Below are 247 nucleotides of genomic sequence, written 5' to 3'. Positions count from 1 at the left end.
AGCGGAGAGCCTTCCAGTGGGGGGACGTATCCGGCCGCGCATCCCCGGGGGGCTGCACCGTGCGGTGCGCTTGTCCCGGTCTCGTCGCGACCTGGCACCCACCCTGGGAACCGGCTCCCCGGGCCGACAACTGTGTGACCTACGACCCCACGTAGTGCGACATACCCGACTCGATCGAGCCGTCGCACCCCCCGCCCCGGATCCTCGCGAACCAGACATACGATCCGGCCTCGTAAGTGATCTGGCT

This window comes from Nocardia sp. NPDC059236 (assembly GCF_042754085.1).
Classification (GTDB): domain Bacteria; phylum Actinomycetota; class Actinomycetes; order Mycobacteriales; family Mycobacteriaceae; genus Nocardia.
The sequence above is the reverse complement of the archived record's forward strand: the minus strand, read 5'-3'. Positions refer to the sequence as shown.